Source organism: Rhodococcus sp. IEGM 1409, from assembly GCF_030056735.1.
Taxonomy (GTDB): Bacteria; Actinomycetota; Actinomycetes; order Mycobacteriales; family Mycobacteriaceae; genus Rhodococcus_F.
The window spans coordinates 56,799-76,090 of sequence record NZ_JASHKN010000016.1 but is presented as its reverse complement, the minus strand read 5'-3'; the positions used below and the strand labels follow the sequence as shown (position 1 = coordinate 76,090).

The window sequence follows — 19,292 nt, the reverse complement described above, 5'->3', positions numbered from 1 at the left end:
GCTTTCGCATGGTCCAACTGTCAGAGCTGCACTCGCGAACCGACCAGACCAGCCAAGTGCGCGTTGCCGGTCATGTTCGGATGGACACCGTCCATGGTCAGATGAGCCATCATGGTCGGCGTGAACCCCGGAGTGGTCATCGAACCGGCCGCGTCGATCACTCCCTTGACTCCGAGTGGACACGTCGCCAGCCAGTCGTTGTACGACACGCGCAGCGTCTCGGGGGTGCCACTGAAGTTCCGCCCGATGACGTTCACCAGGTAGATCGGTGCACCCGGTTCGATGAGCGCTCGCACCTTGCCGACGATCAGCGCCATGTTCGCCTGGTAAGTCGCCAATGGCACACTCGCCGAGGCATCATTCGACCCGAGCGCGATGACTGCGCCGGCGAATTTGCCGTTGGTCAGATCGGCTCGACTCCACCTGTCAGTCACTGTGGGAAGCCACTGCGAGGTTGTCGTGCCCCATTGAGCGAGGTTGACAGCGACTGCGCCGCACGAATTCGCCCACTGATGCAGGTAGCTCTGATACCACGGCACTGACAACGAGGACGCGAAACTTGTTCCGGTGTACCCCGTCAACCCCTCCATGATCGAGTCCCCGACGCCGAGTAGTGCGGGCCGGGCTGTGGTGCACTCGTATTCGATCACGATGTCGAGGGGGCAACCGTGGGTGCTGTTGCCTGTTCCCATCGTCCCGTTGGTCTTCGTGGCATCTGTTGCGTCCGCGCCGGATCCGGTGAATAGCCAGGCTTCTCCGATTCCGCCAGCGATTTGTTGAGCTGTCGAGGTCGCCGACCATCCAAGGAGGTACGGCTCGTTCGCTGTCATCTGATCAGCCGGGGCTGTGATCCATGGACTTGTCCACCACGAGGTGGTGTTCGGGATTGTGAATGCCGTGTTGTGCACGGTGCGGACGGTGGGAGCAGTGAATACGCCGCTGGAGTTCCCGAGGGCGTTCAGTGCATGTTTTCCGACCGCAATTCGTGAACCTGTCAGTGGCTGCGAACCATTTGCGGCGTTGTAGCCGTTGTAGTTTCGCATCCTCACCCGCCAGCGCGTGGTGTCTACAGGCAGCATGATCGGCACTCGGGCACCGAACGATGTCGCGGTGCCTGACGAGGGGACACTGTTGACGTAAGGTCCGCCGCCGCAGTAGGCCAGCATCTTCACCTGCGGTTTGGTTCCCCCCGCAGTGTCTAGGGCAACTTGTAGACCATCGACGTCAGCGATGGTATGCGTGTGGGCTGCGGCAGCAGCACCGATTGCAGCTCGGCCCGCTGCCTGGTCGGCCGCCCTCATCGACGCCCGGCCAACTGGCGTCGCGTCCGTGATGTCGGCCGAGGATGTGTCGACCGCTCCTTGACGCCCGTTCACCGATGACACAGGAGAAGCGGGGTACGTCTTCTCGCGCCAGTTCGCCAGGATTGACGAAGGTTCGGCGATGAGCTGCCAGTCGGTCCCGCGATCAGTGCGGGTGCACCAGTCGCCGCGTTGCCCCGCGAGAGCGAGCATTGCGGCCTGCGTTGCGACTGCGCCGAGGAAATCAGTCAGTGCGACTGCAGGAAGCTGCGCGGCGAGGACCTTGCCGGCGCCGTCGAGATCGGCCTTCGTTGCGAGTTTCGCTGTCAGACCGGTGACCTGAGCCTCGGTGTGCGAGTGGGATGTCGCAGCCTTGCCGTCGAGCGCGCCCTGCAGGCCGGTGACGTCCGCGACGGCGTGGGAGTGAGCGGTCGGCGGGCGGGCGTTGGTCAGGCGCGAATCACCCTCCTGCACCGACGTGTCTGCTTTGTCGAGCGATGTTTGCACGCCGGGTGATGTTTTCGCCTTCGTGACCGCTGCGTCGGCGAGCTTCGGCGTCGTGACCGAACCATCAATGACAGCGCCTGCGATGATGCCCTCGGCGGCGTCCTCTGCCCGCTGCGCCTGCGCGGTCGCATCCGTGACGGCCTGCTGCGAAGCCTCACGCTCGGTGACGAACTGCGCGCCGTACTGCGCGAGAGTCTGGTCGACGAGGGTGGCAGTGTTCTCGATGCTGCTCTTCACCTGGTGGACGTCGATCTTGACCTGTTCGACGTCGTCCTTCGCTGTGACCACTACACCGCGCGCGTCGGTGACTGTTTGTCGGTCGGCCGCGACTGTGGAGGCTGCCGACTCCACTGCTTGTCGGTCTGCTGCGACCTGCGCGGCGTCAGCGGCAACATCTTGGATGCCCGCGGCGGTCTGGACTGCTAGATCAGCGGCAGTCTCGGCATTGACCTCGTGTTGCGCGGCAGCTGATTCGGATTGATCGGCTGCCGTAGCGCTGCTCAACGCGTTGCTCGCGTGGCCGGCGGCGGCGGTTTCATGCTGACCGGCCAGCGTTGACGAATCACCCGCCGACACTGCCGCAACTGCCGCGAGGCCACGTGATTCGCTTGCATCTTCGGCTGAGTCCCGCGCTTCGTTTCGTGCCAGCTCGGCTGCGGCGCGGTCTTCGGCAATCTGCGCGACGTCGTCAGCGATATGTCCGACACTCTCGGCGGCCGCAACGGCGGTATCGCGTGCAGCTTTGGCGCCGTCGAGGTACTGCTTGACGAGGGAGACCACAGGAGGGTCGTACACGTACGCCGATTCGAGAAGGTCCTGCAGCGTCACCTCCTCGACGCCGCCCGGGACAGTGACACGTTTGGGCGTCGAATCAGCTAAGCCGCTTCGGATTTCGACGACGAGCTCGCCCGGCTCGACCGTGACCGTTGCGAGGCCGTTGACGACATTGACGGGGTATGGCGTTGTCGTCACAACCCGCCCGTCCACGGTGGTGGACGGGCGATGCGCTGGCGCCGACAGGAACACCGCGCGCGTGTGCGAGACTGGCCGCCCGCCGATGTCGGCGAGATTGATCTTGAGTGCGACCATCGGTCACACCTCCTCTTTCAGTGAGTCGGGAACGGAGGGCGGCTGTTGACCTGGCACGTGATGCTCGATCCAGCGCAACAAGTCTCGGATGAACATGATGGCCAGACGGAAACGTTTCTGTTCGTCACGGAGCATTGATTCGAGACGGTTAATTCGCTCGTCCTGCTGAGTTATTCGCGTGTCCATTCGTGCGAGCTGCGCCTCGTTGGCTTTGAACATCTCCGACCAGTTGTCGGTGGTGTTCGATTCCCGTGACGACGCTCGCGCAAGGCGAGCGCCGAGATAGCCGAAGATTCCCGCGAGGATGACCCCCACGATGCCGCCGAGCGTCATGGTCATCGGCGACATGTCACCCCCTGCGGAAAGTCGGGTGGGTGCTGCCGCTCGGCCATTGCCGCGACACACAACGCGAGGGTGGCGATCACGAAGTAACTCGCTGCCGAAACATAGGCGCGGGGCACATGGAGCCATATCCAAGCCGCGGAATAGCTAAGCGCCCACAGGAAATTGAAGCCGATTGCGAATCCGAAACCGATGGGTTGAAGTCGTCGCCACACTAGTGCGATGAGCGCGACTGAGCCGGTGGCCATCCAGCCGATTGCGTACCAGGACAGCGGGATTACTTGATCGAGAAACGCGAGCTGCGCGGGCGTGAACTCGGGCGAGCGGGGGCCGACATACGACGACCCCCGCACGATCGAGGAGATGCCCAGCGCGGCCAGTGCAATTCGACGGACCATGACTGGCCCCCTTACTGGGTCAGTGGGTCAGCTTTCGAATCTGCCGAGTGCGCGTACGAGTGCCCCGTGATTGACACGGCCTTCGGCGACAAGATTGCGGACCTGTGACTTGCCGACACCGAGTTCGTCGGCAAGTAGTCGCAGGATCGGTACACCGACCATATTGAGTTCATTGAGGTCGTCCGCGAATACCTTGCCTGCGTTGAACACCTTCGCAGTCACGATGTCGATCTCGCGCCGGGTGTCGTCGCGAAGTGCCTGCCGCGACTCGTCAACCACGATCGCATCATTGAGGGCGATCAATTCAGGCTGCACGGGCGCCAGCGAGGGAAGTCCCTTGCTTGGTCCGAAGTTGCTGGAGGCCAACGATGTCAGTACCGACACCAGTGCGGCCGTCGCGGCGAGGGTAAGTGCGTCACGCCAGTTGATGTCGGACAGAGTGCCTGTTGCCGGGATTGCACCAACGAGCGCGCTGACGAAGGTGCGGCCGACTCGGTCGGCAAGGTCGATCGCGAAGTTACCGGACGTGATCGCCGTCGACGTCGCCAGCGCGATCAGGAACGAGACCAGCGCTGCGAGTGCGGCCGAGGACAATGCGGTTGTCCACGAGACGGATGCGATGGTCGCCCCGCCTGCAACGAAGATGAGCAACGTCTGGACGAACGTCTTGCCGGTCCGGTCGAGGAGGTCGAGCCAAAAAGCCTTGCTGTCAATGGAGTTCGTCCCGACGAGTTCGACGCCGACAGTGACGGTTCCGTTTGATTCGGCCATGGTCAGACCCCTTCCGTGAGTGCGCCGACGATGGCGCTGAATACTGCGTCCTTGGACTTCTGTTCATCCGGCAATGCGTCGTAAGACACGAGACAGGGATGAGTCTTGGTCGTCTCGTCCTTCTCCGGTCCGAACACCCAACCGTCCGCGAGCTTGAACTCGCACCACGATTCGTGGAGTTCCTCATGCGTGGCGCCGTCGATGGCCTTCTGGACACCTTCGATCGCTGACTCCCGCTGCCACTGCGGCGCGGCATCCCACTGCGGAGATACCTTGGGGTCCCCGGTGGCGATTTGGATTGCACGGTTCGCTTCGTGGCAGACGTGTGCGATGTGTTCGATTTGCATGATCAGTAGTTCCTTCGTTCGTAGCGGTCAGATTGAGTGATGGAGTCGTAGCCGCGCGCCCATCGACAGGCAGCCCAGAGGATTACCCCTGCGCCGCCGACGATGACTGCAGTGATCGAGAGGGCAATCATTTGACGCCCAGCGCGCGCCAGGTGTCCTGGCCAACGACGCCGTCGACCGCGAGTTGGGAGCGGCTCTGCACCTGCCGCACAACCGATTCGGTGGCAGGGCCGAAGTCTCCGTCGACGTGGAGTTTGGAGTAGCTCGCGAACATGCGATTGAGCAGGCCTTGGAGGTAGGTCACGTCGCCGCCGGTGTTGCCGCGGCGCAACGTCGGGCGTGCCACGGGCTTCGGGATCACTGGCGGGACCGTAGTGTCTGCCAGCAGTCCGAGGTACCCGGCTTCGAGACGCTGCGCGAAGGCAATGAGTTTCGCCGATGCGCCGTCGCCCGAGGCGGTGCCGCCATTGAGTTGGTAGTGCATCTCGTCTGCGCGCGACCAGTCGGCGCCCCAGAAGATGTTGTCCTCGAACAGGCGTAGGCCCTCGCGGATCTTCTGCTTACGGGCGGTCGGCATCGTGCGCGAGCCCCAGGGGTACTGCACGGCATTGAAATCAAGTGCGGTGCCGGAGAGATGGTTCGAGTTCGCGACGTCGTTGACGGCGGACCATCCCCAGTCGTCGCCGACGCCGGATTTGAACAGGTCGAGCCGTTCGACGTTGCGGTGGTACCAGATCGCCCATGCGCGGAGGACGATTTCGGATGGTCCGGAGCGGACGATCATCGCGGCGAGGAATTGATTGTCGGCGCCGGGAATGAGGATGCGTTCGCAGGCGTCGCGGTTGCACATGCGCCAACCGTTCTCGGAGCGGGTGTTGCCGTATGCGGATCGAAAGGTCATGACTACTCCTATTTTTGGGTCGTCGCTAGCCTGCGACTGGTGGGGTGCCTGGGTCGACCGTCCCCGGGTTTTGCACCTCTGACGAGTGTTTGAGAATGCTCAGTCCGGACCACTGTGAGCCGCCGTAGAACCAGCGCCACTGTCCTGAGAACAGGTCCACCCGGACGGTGTAACCAGGCCCCGGCACGGTGAAAAACACGTTGTTCGTCATCGTGATCTCGCCGTCGCCGCCCTCACTGGAGATCGCGGACTGATCCATCGATCTCCGGTAGTGCTCGTTCCCGCTGGGGTCCTTGACGACGATGTCCATGTACACCTTCGCCGTCCCGGAGTAGATCGTTCTCCGTGAACGGGTCTGCGCCAACACTTGCCACAGACCTTGTGAGTCGAGACGTTGAACTTTCTTGCCTGCCAAAGCCGAATCGGGTACCAGGGTGACGCCGACGCTCGGTCCGACTTGACGATCGAACGACATCGTCCGCGCGCCGGCGTTGTTTTGGTCGATCGACAAAAACAGATTCTGCGATGCCACCCATGAGCCGTAACCGATGATGCCCTCCAGCACCTGGGTTCGGTTCTGCATGTCGACGATCTTCGCGGCGTCGGCCATCGACTTGTCGCTGATCCGGCCCAGCGCCGACGACGGATCGAATGGACCGCTTCCGAAGAACGCAGTTGCGAGGTTTTCAAGAAGTGAACCGAATCCACTGAAACCAGAGAATAATCCACCGAACAACTTGCCATGTGCGGTGTTGTTCGCGTCGTCGATCGGCTTGCGCATGCGGCGCTTGGCTTCAGCTTCGTCGATGTCCTGAAACCCACGCATCGTGCCGCGCCTGCCGTACGCATTGTCGGGATACGGCTTGTCGGGTGCGACGCCCATCAGTAATCCACCTCGATCGTGCGCACCTGCGCGACATCCTCAGTCGGTGCACTCTCTTCCGGCGGCCGGATGACGCCGCGCTCCTGCAGTCGTTCCGCCAAGCGGATGAGGTCGGACCCGGACATGGCGTCGAGGTCGATGGCGTCGCTGGCGGGCGCCGGCGCCACCTCGGGATCCGGGGTGTCCATATCGACCCACTCGACCGCTCCGACGCCCATCCAGTGCACCGACTCCATTCCGCCGGGGATGATCTGCTTGATCTCCTGCAACTCGGGGTGGTGCCGATACCCGGCGCGGGTGATGATTGACGACGCCTTGCGCAGGCACTCTTCGGTGGTGATCAGAGCGTCGCCGTCCGGGGTGGTGATTGAGCCCATGAGTACCCACAGTGCATGCTCTTCGGGGTCGTCCATGTCGGCGGTTGCCTGGGTGGGGATTGCCATGTCAGATCACTCCTAGGTCATGTGCTGCGCCAGCGAGGTTGGCGATTTGACGCAAGCCGCGCGCGGTTGGCGATTCGAGGTCTTCGGGTTCGCCGGTCGTGGCGTTCCACTTGTTCTGGCCGCGATCGCAGACGAGTTCGATCTCGGCCACCTGCTCGACGTAGATCTGCCCACGCTTGCCGACATCTTTGAGGGTGGAGCCGATGCGATCGCCGAGGAAGAAGTGACCTTGACCGTTGTCGCCGATGAGATAGGGCCGGCCGTCGGCGAGTTCCATGCGGTGCGTGATGCGAGGGCGAGACTTCCAGAATCCCTCGCGGATCTTCATGATCGAGCTGAGGGTGTAGGCCCGGTCGCCGCCCTCGACGATGTCCTCTTGGTAATGCGACCACCCGTATTTGAGTGCTCGCACAGGACTTTTCACCGACACCCACGCCGCCACGGTTCCGCTGTAAATCGGTTTGAGGAACGTGTCGGCAATAGTGCCGAGCGTCGGCTGAAAGATCAGCTGCCCAAGGTTGTTCAGTCCGAGCTGGATTGCTGCTGACATTCCCTCGTCGACGCCCGGGAACGAGTGACCACCCACAACCATCTGGACGGAGCCACCGTGCTTGTGGCACCAGTCGGAGACTTCCATGCCGGAGATCCGGCCGTCGCGGTAGACGACATACGGTGCACGCGGGTAAGTCCAGATCGAGCTACCTGTGACGTCCTTGTACGGGTCGATGGGATCGATAACTTCGGCGAGTGTCTCGTCGACCATGTTGCTCGCGAGGTTGACGACCGTGCGCTTGAGTCCATCCCAAATCGTGCCGCCCTGCGAGGTTTCGTCCCAGTAGTCCGACTTGTTGACGACGTCGAAGACGATCGTGCCGTGACGCAAGTTCGCGCCTGGCCACGGAGGAGGGTCGCCCTGCAGGTATCGCCGGGTGGTGACCATGAGCTGTGCATCGCCTAGGGTCGGCTCTGCCATGTCGTGCCAGTACTTGAACCGGCTCGACAGCACTGTCCACGGCGACGAATCAGCCAGCAATGAGCCAGGTTTGACGACCATGTTCCAGTTCGACATGTTGAGGCCCTGGCCCCATTGCGCCAGGTCCATCGGGTCGTCAGGAAGAGCCCACCAGTTGCCTTCCATCCGCATGATGTTGAGGAAGAGCGCCAGCTTGAGCATGTAGATCGATGGACCTGCGAGAACGAAGGACCGTGGAAACTGGATGATGGCCGGCAGGAACGGATTCGACCAGACGAGAAGATGCTTGAGTTCCTCGTAGTCGTCGAGGAACTGCAGTTCGACGAAGTTCTTTCCGTCGCGTGGTGCAGCTCGGCGCGCCTGCTGTAGCCGCCCACCCCATCGTGCGCCGTCCTTGTCGACGGTCATGTGGACGTTCTGCTTCGCTCGCCCGTACGGATCGACCGCCCACTTGGCGAGATAATGATTGGCGGGCAGAACGATCCGGCCGGGACCTGAGTTGTTCTTGATCCACTTGACCGCCGACTCCCACTCGACCGAGACGCGACCGCGATAGTTCATATCGCCGTCCCACAGGCGAATGAGTCCGGGCTTGCGACGACGTCGAGCGCGGTTCTCCTTCTTGCGCTCGGAGTCGTCGAGGATCGCCTGCATGCGATCCATCAGCTCCTGATCGTGCAGGAGCGGATTGTCGAGAATCGGTGCGGTCATTCTTCACCACCCATCACCATCGTCCAGTGACGTGGCTGATACACCGCCACAGTCATATTCGGGTTGGTGCACTTGATCGGCACATCGACAGGGAGGGTGTGTGCGGGAACTGCGAACTCGAACTCGACTGAATTCGCACGTGCCCAGAACAGCGGGTTGATATTCGAGTCGTACGTTTCCTCGTCGGGATACGTTCGGATCGTGAGCTTCTCACCCGCCGAGAGCGTGGGCACGTCGATCACGCGCCCGCGCCACTCGTAGTCCTCATGCTCAGGATCGGTGATCCACGAGAAGTCGGGCAGCGTTACCTGGCCGCCTTGCGGCGCGTCGATGACCCACTTGACGTGCATCGGCCGGTTCGTCGGGTTCAACAGCGTGACATGCCCGTTGAGTTCACCGACCTTTGACTGAAAGAGGTCGAGTTCGTCCTTCTCGACCCAGAACGGCCAGCCCGCACGAAGCGTCATGACCATGTGCCCGTACCGATTGCGTCCAGGATCATTCCGTGGATTGAACTTCGGCGTCTCGACCTTGCGGAGAGCGAGACGCCGAATGCCCGACGACGATGTGGCGACGAGGTGGGTCTCTCGTTCGAACTCCCACATCGCCGACCAACGGGACTTTACTTGCTGCCACGACATGTCATCGGTCGGTGAAATGTGCACCGGCAGAATGACGTCCTGCATGTTGTGGCGGAACCCGTTGTAGGTTCCACCTTCCTGCCGGGCGCCTTCGGTCCAGATCGTCGTCGTCGGCGTCTCCCATAAACCTTCAGGACTCTCGTCGAGTTCAATCCCTTGAGCGCCGGAGCCCGGGCCGTGAATGATGGCCCGGTCCCCGTTGGGGGCTTCGATCTCGAACAGGAGTAGATCGCTCATCGAATCCCCCAACCGTGCGTTGCAGCTTCCTGCAGTTCCTTGACTCTCAATTGCCGAAGTCCTTCCTCGACATTCGCGACGCCGTTGAAGATGTACGTCGAACCGGATTGGCCACCCTGGCCGAGCGAGAGCCGTGCACCGCTGTTCATGGCTTGCAAGATCGCCGGGTTCTGACCGGCGTTCGCATCGAGCGCATTGACGACGAACTCGCGCGGAGTGAGCCACGCGGGCACGTTGTCGGTACCGCCTGGCCCGCTTACCGGGCCACCGTTGGCGAAGCGGTTGCCGCTACGCATCCGCTCGATTTCCGCGAGCAGTGCAGCGATGCCGTCCTGCCCCTTGGCGACCGAGTCGCCCCACCGTGCAACACCTTCGGCAGGGTTGTAGATCGCCGGACTGTCTTCGGCGATCATCGACGGTGACGTAGTGACCTGAGCGCCCATTGCCCGCTGGTCGGCGGACGGTTCGATCAGATAGGGCGCCTGGGTCTGCTGCGCTTTCTCGAACATCTGCAGCGCCTGGAGGGCGGGCGGCATCTCGTCCGGAATTCCGAACACGCCCAGAGCATCGGAAACGAAGCCGGAGACCGCATTCTTGGCAAAGTCGCCAGCAATGCCGGACCATGTCGTCGGCCCGTCACCAGCCTTCGGTGTGCCGAGCTCACGCAACGCCTTCTCTGCCTGATACAGCTCAGCGTCGGCCTTGTCGATGTCGTAGTCACTCGACTCGGGATTGTCGTAGACCTCGTTGCGGCGCTGGTTCGCGGACTGCACTGCTAGCTGGGCATCGATCCGATCAACCTCAGCGTCGGTGAACATTCGGGACAACTCTGGTGCTTGCGGTGCCGGAGCGTTGCTTTCGCCGCTGAGAACGCCGTCCTTCTTGCGTTGCAGTTCAGTGAGCTTGCTCTGCGCCTTGTCGACCTTGTTGTTCGCGTCGGCGAGATCGGTCTGAGTCTTCTTGCCCTCGGCGACCTGCTCCTCAACCTCGGTGCGCTTCTCCTCCGCTTTGCGGAGCGCAATTTCAGCAGCTTGCAGTTCGATCTGCTGCTTCTCGGTCCATTCCTCGCGGACCCGCTCCCGCTGAGAACCGCTCGCGGCAACGCGCTTGAAGGCATGGTCGGTAAAGCTCGAGTGATTCGACCCCACCGCGCCGCCAACCATTCCGCCGCCGTAACTGCCACCCATCTCGACATTGGTCCCATCGGGCAGGGTTCCGGCGGTATGGCCGCCGCCGGGTCCGCCGTTGTACCAGCCGAAGCGGAGGTCGCCCGCGCCGCCTCGACCGGACTGGAAGCCCATACCGGCAAGAGCGGCACCCATGCTGGCGGTTGCGAACCGCGCTGCGAACGGTGCGAGTCCGACTGCGAATCGGGCGATCGCCGACATGGCTGCCGAGCAGTCGCCCCAGTTGATTCCACCGAAGACGTACGGATCGCCGGTCAGCGGCTTCACGCCAGCTACGCGGCCGGTGACGAAGTTGGTCAGGTCGCGACTACCGACGACGCCGCCCGCCTCATACCCAGGAAGCTTCGGAAATACGCCTGCGTTGATCGCAGCCAACTCGCGGTCATACTTCTCCGAAGAGTGGTCATTGATGACCCACTCACCCCGATTGACGCGAGCGGTCGGAATTCCCCTCGAATCGACTCCGAGAATTCCATCGACCCTGTGCGTGCCTGGCCCTGTGGTGGGTAGCTTCCCGCCACCTTCGTAACCAGGAACGCGCATGCCGGTGTATCCACCACCGATGCCCGGATACATTCCCTCCAAACTCGTCGGCATTGCAGGCCCCGCCGGTTGGGAGTAGATGTTCTGCATGATGTCGACGGACTTGCCGGTGTTGTTCTTGATGAAATTGTCAATCGCCGCCTGAGCTTCATCGGCACCAGTCAATTGGATATGCGTTGGAAGCACTTCCGGCCACAGCTTGTACTGATTTGCCAACGCCGTTGCCTTCTCCAGCGTGTCGCCAGCGTCCATCCTTTGACGAATGAACTCGTCGCGCACCTTCTGTCCAGCCGCCTGAACAGCTGCGGCAGTGTCTGCAGCACTGAGTTTCTGGTCTACTGCAGATTGTGCAGCGGCAGATCCTGCCGCGTCGAAAGCTGTTGCAACAGCTTGCATCTCTCGGTGGAGGCCAGCGCCAGCTGCGTTCGTCATGTCGAGTTCGCCTGATGCGGTCCTCGCCGACGCTCCTGCGTTGGCAGCTGCCGTATTGAATCCAGACAACGCCAACGTGACCTTGGCCTGAGCCTCCTCCGCAGTCATCAGGTCGCCACGCCAGGTGGCCATCGAGCTTGTCAATCCATCGACGCCAGCAGCGGCACCAACAGCGCCGACCTGCATTGCCGTGAATGCATCACTGACGGCGCTTGCAGAGGTTCGGGAAGAAACGAACTCGGCACGCATTTGGCCGTATTTCTGGGTGAGTTCGGAACCTGCTCCGCCAGCCGCATTCATGCGGAACTGGAGCTGTTGCCAATCTCCGTCAGAACCGGAAATGCCTTTGGCGATATCACTTGACGTGATTCCAAAATCCTTGAAGGCGGCCCCGGTAGCCTTGGCGGCCTCGCCCATCTTCTCCAGTTCGGAGACGTCCTTCGATGACGAGAACTTGAATCCAGCGAACGATGCAATGTCGGCGAGACCGGCAGTGATGCCGGTGGTCTGGAAGACGTCACTTCCGAATCCGACGACTTTTTCCCACTTCGACGGGATTCGGCCCGCAGCGTCCGACAAGTCCTTCTCGATCGAGGAGATTTGTTCTTTGACAACAGACTTCACGCCAGTGTCGATGTTGCCGCCCGATGAACTGAACGCCTCGTCCAGGCTCGTCCGATATTCCCGGAACGTCTGAGCGGATCGTCCGGCAGCACCTCGGGACTCTTCGAGACTTCGAACAATGCCGTTGTTCGTGGAGACGAATGCGGTGACAGCAGCCCCCGCGGCCATGAGGCCAATCGTGAACAGGCCGCCCGGACCCAGCATCGAACCAACGCGTTGGAGGCCTGACCGCATGCTCGAAAGTGCTGCGCCGCCGACGCCCTGGACCTTGGATCCGAGTGTTGCCACTCCAGCGGCCGTCTGCCGGAGCGTGCCAACCATCAGTCCGGATTGGGTTGCTGCTGCACGTTGCGCTGTTGCGTACGCAGCCAGTGAAGAGGTGGCTGCAATTGTCGCCGCAGTCTCCCGCTGCCGGGCGGCGGTAGCCAATATCCGTTGCCGCATGGACAGCTGCTGGACAGGAGCTTCTCCGCCGAGGGCGACGATGTGTGCACGCATCACAGCTGTTTGAGCAACAATCGCTGCAGTCATCGCCATCCGGGAAGCGATCTCCGCCGGCGTCATGATTACCTGGGCGACCCGCGCCATATGGAACGCCGTCTGAGCCGTCTGCGAGATTGCAAATGCCGCAGCCAGGCCACCGAGAGCCACAGTCGCAAGGCCTGTGTGATCCGCGAAGAACCCCATCACGCCACCGAGCGCCTTGATACCTGCAACTGCGACCGTCGCGGTGTCGCCGCCGAGACCAACGAGAGCCGTCGCGCCACCGGCAGCAGCAGCGCCAACCGACTTGAGCGCGCCGGTGAGGGTGCTTGCCCCGGACTCGACCTTGCCCATGGCGCCAGCAGCGTCGCCGCCGGTGCCCTTGACGGTGTCCAGAAATGCAGTGAACTTCTCACCCGACGGGGATCTGATGACGTCCCAGAGTGCCTGTGCGCCTTCGCGGATTCGGAACAGGACGTCGACCGCTTTGGAGTCCTCGAGCTGTCCCCAGATCGGGTTCGTGTAGTCGCCCTTGAAGAGGATGTCTTTGACGCCGATTGCGGTTTCGCGGATCTTGAAGAGGGTGTCGACAGCCTTCGAGTCTTCCGACAGGCCGAATGTTGTTGCACTGCCGGTGAATTTGCCGTCCGAGAGGATCGACCAGACGCCCTTCAGTCCGTCCGCAACCTGTCGGGCTTTGACGCCGAACTTCTCCATCTTGTTTGCCGGACCGTCGATGGACGCGCCCGAGGATTGGAACGCGCGACCCATATCCGTCAGTCCGGATGCGACTTTCGTTGCGCCAGCCTTCAAGATCGGTGCAACCTTGTCGGTGTACTCGGTGACCTTGGCCAGTCCGGCCTTCATCATGGGCAGGAACGGCGTGATTACCTCGGCGCCTGCGCGCCCCAGGGCGGCCTTCATATTGGCGAATGAGCCACGCAACGTCTTACCGGATTCGAGTGCGGCGCCGCCGATGTTGTCCTGAATGACCTTGTTGAAGGTCTCAGCGTCGACTTTGCCTTCCTTGACCATGTCCGACAGGGCGTCCTGGGTGACGCCGTATTCGTCGGCGAGCCACTGGAAGATCGGAATGCCGCGATCGGAAAGCTGGTTCAGGTTGTCGGTGTACGCCTTGCCGGAGGTCTGGACCTTGTTGAAGATCGAGCCCATTTCCTCGAGTGAGGATCCGGCGATTGTGGCGGCGTCGCCGGTGAGGCTGAGGTACTTCGTCAGCTCTTGCCCGGGCTTGATGCCGGCGGCGACTGCGGAGGCGGCGATCGTCGCCGCGTCACCCATTCCGAATGCTGTGCCCTTCACGGACGCCAGCGCGGAATCCATGATGGTGGTGACACCTTCGGCGGTGTGGCCGAGGCCAGCGAGTTTACCCTTGGCGTCATCGATAGCGACCACTCGTTGCATACCGAGAGTGAGTGCTGTGGCCGCGACGGCGCCGGCAGCGACGGCACCACCTTTCAGTGTCGAACCGATACCGCTCGCAATCTTCGAGCCCATCGACCTGCCGGTGTTCGTCGCTGACGCCTGTGCGCTACCGAGAGCCGAGTTGACCTGGCCTGGAATTTTGCTGGTGTCCGCGACAATGCTCAGATACCCAACACCTAACTCGGTCAATGGGATTCACCTCCTTCGGATATGCAAAACGACCGCCCGTGACAGATGCCTCGGGCGGTCGTTTCGTGTGTGGTGACTAGTTGTGTGCGGCGCGTGCGCGTGCGAGTCGGTCGCGGATGTTCGTTCGCGGGGGACTCTTCTTCGGTTGCGGCGCAGTTGATCTCTTGGCGTGGATGTCGACGACATCGGCCGATCGAACTGTCGTCGCTGCGGCGAGTTCGCGTGCAGCCATCACTCGATGTATTCGGTCGATGGTGGGTTCGTCTGCCCGCTTCTCTGCGCCAGGGCCGAGTTGGACTCGGAGCCCGCGGATCTCGTCGATCAATGCCAGCGTGAGGTCGGGACCGACATCAGTGAACACACCGATGGGGTCGACGAGTCGTCGATACGCACTGTCTCCCGGGAGGTGGGTGAGCCATGCATCGAAATCCAGCCAGGACAGGGTTCGCCCGAGTTCGTCGAGTGACCTGCCCCGATCGAGCAGGTCGGAGCGGATGGCCCCCTCTACTCCGTCGCGTCGGAGGAGTCGGAGGAGGCTTCGGATTTTTCCACCGGCAGTTTCGACTCTTCCTGCCACTTCGTCCAGAATTCGTTCCGTGCGCCGTAGGGCCACGTTGCGACATGCTTTGCGAGCTTCGGTTCGATCATCTCGAGCATCCACGACAGGACGTCGAGGTTGGACGGGTATGCCGTCGCGGGATCAGCCCCGACGATGGGTTGACGATTCTCGTTGCGCTCGTCGCGGATCTTCTGCACCTCGTTGGTTCGCTCGACGATCATCGAATCGGCGTAGTCGGTGACCTCGGGCGGGATGTAGCTGGTGAGCGGGATCTCGTACGAGACGGTCCTGCCATCCTCGACGATGTCGACCTTGAACTTCTTGAACTCTGCGGGGTTGTAGACGAAGCCAGCCATTGCGTCAGGCCTTTCGATTGGTCCAATGAGGGAAAGCGCGTCGGGCCATGAGGCCACCCGGCAAGGGCGGCCCGACGCAATTGGGGTGTGAATCAACCCCTGCCGGGTGGGTTCATCAGGCGGTGACGGTGACGACGATCGCCTTGGTCACTTCGACTGCGGGGGTAGCGGAGTCGGTGACCTTGAAGGTGATCGACGGCGTACCGGCCGCCGTGGGGGTGCCGGCGAGAACTCCGGCGGGCGAGAGGGTGAGACCGGCGGGGAGGGTGCCCGTCTTGGTCCAGGTCTTCGCGCCTGTTCCGCCCGTGGAGGTCAAGGTCTGCGAGTACGGCGTGCCGACGACACCGGCAGGCAGCGTGGTCGTGGCGATCGCCAATGGACCGACAACAGCCTTGGCGCCGTCGTTGATGATCTCGACGACGTTGACGCCTCGTCGACCGTTTGCCTCGGTCTCGTAGACCTGGATCGTGATCTGGTACTGGGTGAGCGCGTTGTGCACGTTCTGCACTTCGGCGATCTCGATGATCTGGCCCTTTTCGATGACGTGGCGCTTTTCCTGCTCGCCGTCGATCGAGTCGATGACCCAGGATTCGATCGGCAGGTCGTCGGCGGTCTGGTAGACCGTGATCTGCCGGCCGTGCTCGTCGGGGTCATTGACGATGACGTTCGACGCACCGTTGATCGCCCGAAGGACAACGGGGTCGTTGGCGTCGTTGAGGGTGATCTTGACGGTGTTGTCGGTCTCGGTGGTGACCGGGCGAGAGATACCGCCGCCGAACTTGCGGATCTTGGTGATGGACTTGGTGCGGCTGATGGAGAAGCCGGAGTCGCCGATCTCGCCGTAATCGTTGGCGAGGAATTCGGGTGCGAGCTCCTCGTACGTGGTCGTCGGGAGGGTGGTTCCGAGCTTGGCGGAGTGAAGTACGCCGCCGTCGAGCGGAGGGTTCGCGACGTAAGTCGTTGTGCTGGTGTCAACCATGATTCATTGCCCCTTTCAGGCATCGTTTGCGTCGGGCCAAAGGGGGTGCAGAGATGTTGAGCGTCAGCCGATCTTGAGGAGGAGTTCGCCAGTGAACTGGTAACGCTCCTGGTTGGATTCGTCCGGCCAGCGATACGGTCCGGAGTTCTCTTTCCACCAGCGAATGAAACAGCCGAGGACGGTTCGACTGCGGGAGGCCTTCATGATCGCGCGGACGACGGCGGCCAAGTCGTCCGCTTCGTCTTCGGTGTCCGCCCAGCATTCGAGCAGCGCGAAGACGTGATCGGTCTGGCCGTGCGATGCCATGCCGCCGCCCGGGGTTCGGGAGACACGGACCTTGAGTGTGTGTCCCGGGTTGGTGCGCGGGCTCGGGGTTTCGGTCCCCACCCATACGTCGAGGTGGGTGGGCATCTGCTCCCGAATCAGTGTTGCGAGAACAGTTTCCGCTGAGGCGGGGACGATCAGGGTGGACATCAGCCGCTGCCGAGGACTCGGACCAAGGTGTTTTCCTTGGCGTTTCGACGCCGCGCGGCATGGGTTGCGGGGTAAACGATGGCTCGTCCGCGACCCTGTGGGTTCTTCCGGCCTACCCGCGAGGACCATTCGAATCCGTCTCCAGCCGCCGCAGCCTTCGCGGCGGCCACGCGATCGATCCACGCAAATGCCGCAGGGGAAGTGCGGACCTCATAGAGTGCGCCCGGCTTCGGCACAAACCTGTGTTGCGTCATCGTCACTCACCTCCTTGTCGATGAATTCAGCAGAGAACCAACCACTGGCGTTGTAGACGGCGAGTAGATCCCGCTTGGTTGGGTCGCCGAAGATGAGTAACAATCCGGTCTTGTCCTCGGTGACGAAAGTGGTCGTGTCGTAGACAGTTTCGCCGCCGATGTGTCGCACGAGTACAACGGTGTCGCTCATCCGTCCACCCTTCGGAGTTTGACGTCCACGATTCCAGGGACGAAGTAGTCGTTGTTGTCGTAGTTTCCGACTTTGACGACCTTGAGCCATCCCTCTCCGGGCAGCTCGATTAGGTCGCCGGGCTTCACCCCGAGAGCCGTTGGCGGATAGCACGTTGCGTCGATCGCCTCTCGCTGTGCGTGGCCATCGCTCGGCGCTGCTTCGTCGCTCGTGTACCAGAGGTGAACGTGTCGAGGTTCGACGTCGGCGAACGCTTCGACCTTGTTGCCGCGCGGACTGGACTCGGTCGAGGTGATCTTGCGCCGGTAGTTGATCGGCAGGGTGCATTGGAATTCGGCCATCAGGCATCACTTCTCGGGGGAGTGGTGTCGATCGTGAAGGCGCGGCCCGTGCGGGCTGACCCGCAGAGGCGTTGCAGGTCGGTGATCTCGCTCGGCCAGAACATGCGTTTGCGTTCGGATCGGTTGTCGATCGTCTGCTGAAAAGGCCCGGCGCTCACCTGTGTGATGGCGCCGGAGCCGACGTCGTTCCAGCGCAGGATCGCACCGACGAGAATAACTTTGGCCTGATCCGGATATTTGAAGTCGTCCTCGACGATGCAGGGGGCGATCCATGGGGCCGACGCCATCGCAATGGTCGAGTTGATCATTGCTCGGGCTTTCTTCTCGTCGATGTTGTTGACGAACGGCCCGAGATCTTCCTCGATGTCGATGGCTACCGGCCCCATGGGTCTACCTCACTTCTCGTCGGACGTGCTGTCGGTGTTCTGCTCGGCCGTCCACTGTGCTTCGGCGGCCAGCCATTCTTCGAGCGCGGCCTTCTCCGCTTCCGCGTCTGCTTTCGCTTTCGCTTCGGCTTCCTTCTTGGCCTTGGCTTTTTCGGCGGCGGTCTGTGCTCGCGGAGGTTCGGGGACTTCGATTCCCTCGATCGCGGCGAGCGCGTCGAGGGTCTTCTTGTCGGTGACCTCGGCAACGCCGTCGACGAAGCGGACGCCGAGGTCGAAGACGATCAGTTGGGGGTAGCGCGTCGAACGCACGGCCACCATCAGAGCAGTCCGGTCAGCTTGGCGTGCTTGAGCTGGTTGCCGTACTTGAGTCCGATCTCGCCGTAGAGCTGAACCTTCTCGGACGCGCCGGTCTTGGCCAGGGATTCGGCGAAGAAGTGGCCCTTGCCGGGGATCTCGAGGAACCGCGGGGCGCACTCTTCGAGGGAGACGACGGCAAGCTGCGCGGCCGGCATGTAGCGGTTGAGCATGATGTTGCAGCGACCGAAATCGGTCTCGATGGTCTGCAGGTTCACACCGCCGACGTTGCGGGTGGATTCCTTGTAACCCTTGCCGTCGATGAAGATCTTCGTCAGTGCGCGCTTCTGCTTGGCACCGACGATGATCGTGCGGGTCTCGGATTCCTGGATCCCGCCGTTCTCCCAGGCGAGCTGCATGAGGTCGAGCAGCATCGTCTCGGTCAGCGCGGCCGGAGTGCCGTTGGTGACCACGTTCGAGGTGACGGCTTCCAGGATGCCGCGAGTGCGGCGCTTGGTCGTGTTGTCGGTCGGCAGGTTGTAGGTGCCGACGATGAACGACTTCTCGACGTCGCGAGCGATCGACTTGATCTCCGCCGAGGTCTGGAAGGTCAGCTCGTCAGTGACGGGCTGAACTCCGGCCTGCATCGGATTGGTGCCGGTGAGCTGACGCGTTGCGCCCTGCTTCGTGTACGAGACCGACACCTGCTCCTGGTGGATCTCGAGCACGTTGTTTCCGGGAATGCGATTGCGGCCGTTCGCAGCAGGTGCGTCATCTCCTTCGAGTCGCTGACGGGTTGCGTCGGCGTCACGCAGGTCGGTGGTCTGCCAGGTGAAGATCGTCGAGCCGGTGTCTTCACCACCGGTCAGGCCACCGATCGCGGAGAGGAACGGTGTGTCCTCGGTGGAGAGCTGGAAGAGCTCGCCCACGTAGTTCGGAAGGTTGTAGGTAGTCCCCATTCCGGTTATTCCGGGCATGAGAGTGTCCTTTCACTGATGCCCGAGCGGATCGGGC

21 protein-coding genes are annotated in these 19,292 nt (G+C 62.2%); all 21 read right to left on the bottom strand.

Going from position 1 to position 19,292, the window contains the following annotated elements; translation table 11 throughout:
- Window positions 1-20 precede the first annotated feature (20 nt).
- Window positions 21-2,897: a GDSL-type esterase/lipase family protein gene (locus tag QM716_RS28515; protein WP_283307606.1), complete on the bottom strand. Its 2,877-nt coding sequence runs from the start codon at window positions 2,895-2,897 to the stop codon at window positions 21-23.
- 3 nt (window positions 2,898-2,900) lie between these two features.
- On the bottom strand, window positions 2,901-3,245 hold the full coding sequence (locus QM716_RS28510) for a hypothetical protein (RefSeq protein WP_283307605.1): 345 nt from the start codon (window positions 3,243-3,245) through the stop codon (window positions 2,901-2,903).
- Window positions 3,233-3,637 (bottom strand): hypothetical protein, encoded by a 405-nt coding sequence (locus tag QM716_RS28505; protein WP_283307604.1) that lies wholly within the window; start codon window positions 3,635-3,637, stop codon window positions 3,233-3,235. Before QM716_RS28505 ends, QM716_RS28510 begins: the two co-directional genes overlap by 13 nt.
- Window positions 3,638-3,664: 27 nt before the next feature.
- Window positions 3,665-4,408 carry a holin gene (locus tag QM716_RS28500; RefSeq protein ID WP_283307603.1) on the bottom strand — a complete coding sequence of 248 codons (744 nt, stop codon included), beginning with the start codon at window positions 4,406-4,408 and terminating at the stop codon, window positions 3,665-3,667.
- 2 nt (window positions 4,409-4,410) lie between these two features.
- Window positions 4,411-4,755 carry a RyR domain-containing protein gene (locus QM716_RS28495; RefSeq protein WP_283307602.1) on the bottom strand — a complete coding sequence of 115 codons (345 nt, stop codon included), beginning with the start codon at window positions 4,753-4,755 and terminating at the stop codon, window positions 4,411-4,413.
- A 127-nt stretch (window positions 4,756-4,882) separates the two neighbouring features.
- Complete coding sequence (locus QM716_RS28490; protein WP_283307601.1) at window positions 4,883-5,656, bottom strand: peptidoglycan-binding protein; 774 nt, start codon at window positions 5,654-5,656, stop codon at window positions 4,883-4,885.
- A gap of 25 nt (window positions 5,657-5,681) precedes the next feature.
- Window positions 5,682-6,539 (bottom strand): hypothetical protein, encoded by an 858-nt coding sequence (locus QM716_RS28485; RefSeq protein ID WP_283307600.1) that lies wholly within the window; start codon window positions 6,537-6,539, stop codon window positions 5,682-5,684.
- On the bottom strand, window positions 6,539-6,982 hold the full coding sequence (locus QM716_RS28480) for a phage gene 29 protein family protein (RefSeq protein ID WP_283307599.1): 444 nt from the start codon (window positions 6,980-6,982) through the stop codon (window positions 6,539-6,541). The genes QM716_RS28485 and QM716_RS28480 overlap by 1 nt, the downstream gene beginning before the upstream one ends.
- A 1-nt stretch (window position 6,983) precedes the next feature.
- Entirely contained in the window at window positions 6,984-8,666 is a 1,683-nt protein-coding gene (locus QM716_RS28475) for a Gp37-like protein (protein WP_283307598.1), read from the bottom strand.
- Window positions 8,663-9,544 (bottom strand): phage tail protein, encoded by an 882-nt coding sequence (locus tag QM716_RS28470; RefSeq protein ID WP_283307597.1) that lies wholly within the window; start codon window positions 9,542-9,544, stop codon window positions 8,663-8,665. The genes QM716_RS28475 and QM716_RS28470 overlap by 4 nt, the downstream gene beginning before the upstream one ends.
- Complete coding sequence (locus QM716_RS28465; protein ID WP_283307596.1) at window positions 9,541-14,445, bottom strand: tape measure protein; 4,905 nt, start codon at window positions 14,443-14,445, stop codon at window positions 9,541-9,543. Before QM716_RS28465 ends, QM716_RS28470 begins: the two co-directional genes overlap by 4 nt.
- 76 nt (window positions 14,446-14,521) lie before the next feature.
- Window positions 14,522-15,022 carry a hypothetical protein gene (locus QM716_RS28460; protein WP_283307595.1) on the bottom strand — a complete coding sequence of 167 codons (501 nt, stop codon included), beginning with the start codon at window positions 15,020-15,022 and terminating at the stop codon, window positions 14,522-14,524.
- The gene (locus tag QM716_RS28455; protein ID WP_283307594.1) at window positions 14,950-15,360 is read right to left on the bottom strand and encodes a hypothetical protein; all 411 of its coding nucleotides are present in this window, start codon (window positions 15,358-15,360) and stop codon (window positions 14,950-14,952) included. Before QM716_RS28455 ends, QM716_RS28460 begins: the two co-directional genes overlap by 73 nt.
- Before the next feature lie 115 nt (window positions 15,361-15,475).
- Window positions 15,476-16,339 carry an Ig domain-containing protein gene (locus tag QM716_RS28450; RefSeq protein WP_283307593.1) on the bottom strand — a complete coding sequence of 288 codons (864 nt, stop codon included), beginning with the start codon at window positions 16,337-16,339 and terminating at the stop codon, window positions 15,476-15,478.
- A 63-nt stretch (window positions 16,340-16,402) separates the two neighbouring features.
- Window positions 16,403-16,813: a hypothetical protein gene (locus QM716_RS28445; protein ID WP_283307592.1), complete on the bottom strand. Its 411-nt coding sequence runs from the start codon at window positions 16,811-16,813 to the stop codon at window positions 16,403-16,405.
- Window positions 16,813-17,067, bottom strand: a complete 255-nt coding sequence (locus tag QM716_RS28440; RefSeq protein ID WP_283307591.1) for a hypothetical protein — start codon at window positions 17,065-17,067, stop codon at window positions 16,813-16,815. Before QM716_RS28440 ends, QM716_RS28445 begins: the two co-directional genes overlap by 1 nt.
- A complete protein-coding gene (locus QM716_RS28435; RefSeq protein ID WP_283307590.1) occupies window positions 17,024-17,257 on the bottom strand; it encodes a hypothetical protein in 234 nt (77 codons plus the stop codon). Before QM716_RS28435 ends, QM716_RS28440 begins: the two co-directional genes overlap by 44 nt.
- Window positions 17,254-17,598, bottom strand: a complete 345-nt coding sequence (locus QM716_RS28430; protein WP_283307589.1) for a hypothetical protein — start codon at window positions 17,596-17,598, stop codon at window positions 17,254-17,256. Before QM716_RS28430 ends, QM716_RS28435 begins: the two co-directional genes overlap by 4 nt.
- Window positions 17,598-17,984: a hypothetical protein gene (locus QM716_RS28425; RefSeq protein ID WP_230817888.1), complete on the bottom strand. Its 387-nt coding sequence runs from the start codon at window positions 17,982-17,984 to the stop codon at window positions 17,598-17,600. The genes QM716_RS28430 and QM716_RS28425 overlap by 1 nt, the downstream gene beginning before the upstream one ends.
- A 9-nt stretch (window positions 17,985-17,993) precedes the next feature.
- Entirely contained in the window at window positions 17,994-18,302 is a 309-nt protein-coding gene (locus tag QM716_RS28420) for a hypothetical protein (protein WP_283307588.1), read from the bottom strand.
- The gene (locus QM716_RS28415; protein WP_283307587.1) at window positions 18,302-19,255 is read right to left on the bottom strand and encodes an SU10 major capsid protein; all 954 of its coding nucleotides are present in this window, start codon (window positions 19,253-19,255) and stop codon (window positions 18,302-18,304) included. The genes QM716_RS28420 and QM716_RS28415 overlap by 1 nt, the downstream gene beginning before the upstream one ends.
- Window positions 19,256-19,292 lie beyond the last annotated feature (37 nt).